Consider the following 1,251-nt stretch of genomic DNA (forward strand, 5'->3'; position numbering starts at 1 on the left):
TCAGTATTACGTTTGAGTTCCCTGCTGACAGTTGAACGAGAAAGCCCCAATTCTCTAGCAATAGTGGCCTGAGTAACACCGTCAATTATTCGTTTTTCGATATAAAAACGCTCATGTAAGTTCAAATGTTTTCCCTTCATACAACAGTATCTCTTATGGGGTCATTACAGTAATTTTATCTATGTATGACCAAGGATTTACTTTGTTGCATTTCGTTTGGGAATTGGCAATTTTCGCCGACGAGACCCCGCTTAACGTATTGAGCCAGGAAAGTCGTCAAAGTTATATATGGCTGTATGGCACCGGCCGTGATGTGCGGAACGCGGAAGATAACACGCCGCACCTGGTTATCTACGACTACCAGGACTCCCGCAGCGGGCGTTGCGCCAGCGAATTCCTGGCGAGCTATACGGACTATCTGCAAGTTGATGGCTACGCCGGTTACCATAGCACGAAAGCCCAACTGGTTGGTTGTATGGCGCATGCTCGCCGTAAATTTGAAGAGGCTCGACGAACCCAGCCGAATAACAAAGCAGGAAAAGCTATTTGGGCCTTAGGATTAATTCAGAAGCTGTACCGGATAGAAAAAGCGTGTCAAGGGTGTTCGCCGGAAGAGATTTACCGACGACGACAGAGCGAAGCGCGGCCGTTGAGAGGCTGTCGCAAAAGGGGTGGAATTTTTTTTTCAACAATATCCCACCGTGCAGATTTTCTCTTTTTCTGATTTTAGTTTGTACAAATAATAGACTGAAAATCATCCATAATATCAGAGCAACCGCTCTTGATAAGTTATAGGCCATTGCATGCAGGGTAAATTCGAGCTTTACCGCTAATAATCCCTTACGCCGGAAACGTTCCAAACCCTGAATTCCCCGCAATGCTGAAAACACAGGTTCAACCATGCTCTTTCGCTGATTCAAGATTTTTTTAGACTCAGGAGTACACGAGTTTCGCACAAAACTAATTTGGGTACGCTAATAAAACACGGATGTGCTCAGCAATAGCATTTTTGATTACGTCCCAATTTTGTTGATAAAGGGTTATTTTTTCAGATATACGACGTTTATGTTGTTCAAACCACGCAGAAATAGCGAGAAAAATATGATTTCTTTGCGCTCGGCTCGTGCGAGCCTGACAGCGTTCAATACCACAATTTTGTTTAACTTCTCGATGATAAACTTCAACAGACCAACGGGCATCCATGATAGATTTGACGTATTCACGGGTGGGATTCTCTTTGTTTGTTACTAT

Annotated in this window: 3 protein-coding genes and 1 pseudogene; 1 reads left to right on the forward strand and 3 read right to left on the reverse strand. The window is 43.9% G+C overall.

Annotated elements, in window-relative coordinates; all coding sequences use genetic code 11:
- Window positions 1-140, reverse strand: a 140-nt coding sequence (locus tag CBG25_RS21370; RefSeq protein ID WP_366212744.1) for a helix-turn-helix domain-containing protein, incomplete at its 3' end; no start/stop codon positions are given.
- Between the two features lie 41 nt (window positions 141-181).
- On the opposite strand from CBG25_RS21370, the gene CBG25_RS21375 reads away from it, so the two are divergent.
- Window positions 182-724 carry a transposase gene (locus tag CBG25_RS21375; protein WP_366212742.1) on the forward strand — a complete coding sequence of 181 codons (543 nt, stop codon included), beginning with the start codon at window positions 182-184 and terminating at the stop codon, window positions 722-724.
- Between the two features lie 64 nt (window positions 725-788).
- Here CBG25_RS21375 and CBG25_RS21380 read toward each other — a convergent pair.
- Together CBG25_RS21380 and CBG25_RS06710 are read right to left on the reverse strand one after the other, a co-directional pair.
- Window positions 789-956, reverse strand: a pseudogene (locus CBG25_RS21380) (transposase); the annotation flags it as partial.
- A 4-nt stretch (window positions 957-960) separates the two neighbouring features.
- On the reverse strand, window positions 961-1,251 hold a 291-nt coding region (locus CBG25_RS06710; RefSeq protein ID WP_290603789.1), incomplete at its 5' end, for a transposase.

Origin of the sequence: Arsenophonus sp. ENCA (assembly GCF_002287155.1) — a bacterium.
Lineage (GTDB): Bacteria > Pseudomonadota > Gammaproteobacteria > Enterobacterales > Enterobacteriaceae > Arsenophonus > Arsenophonus nilaparvatae.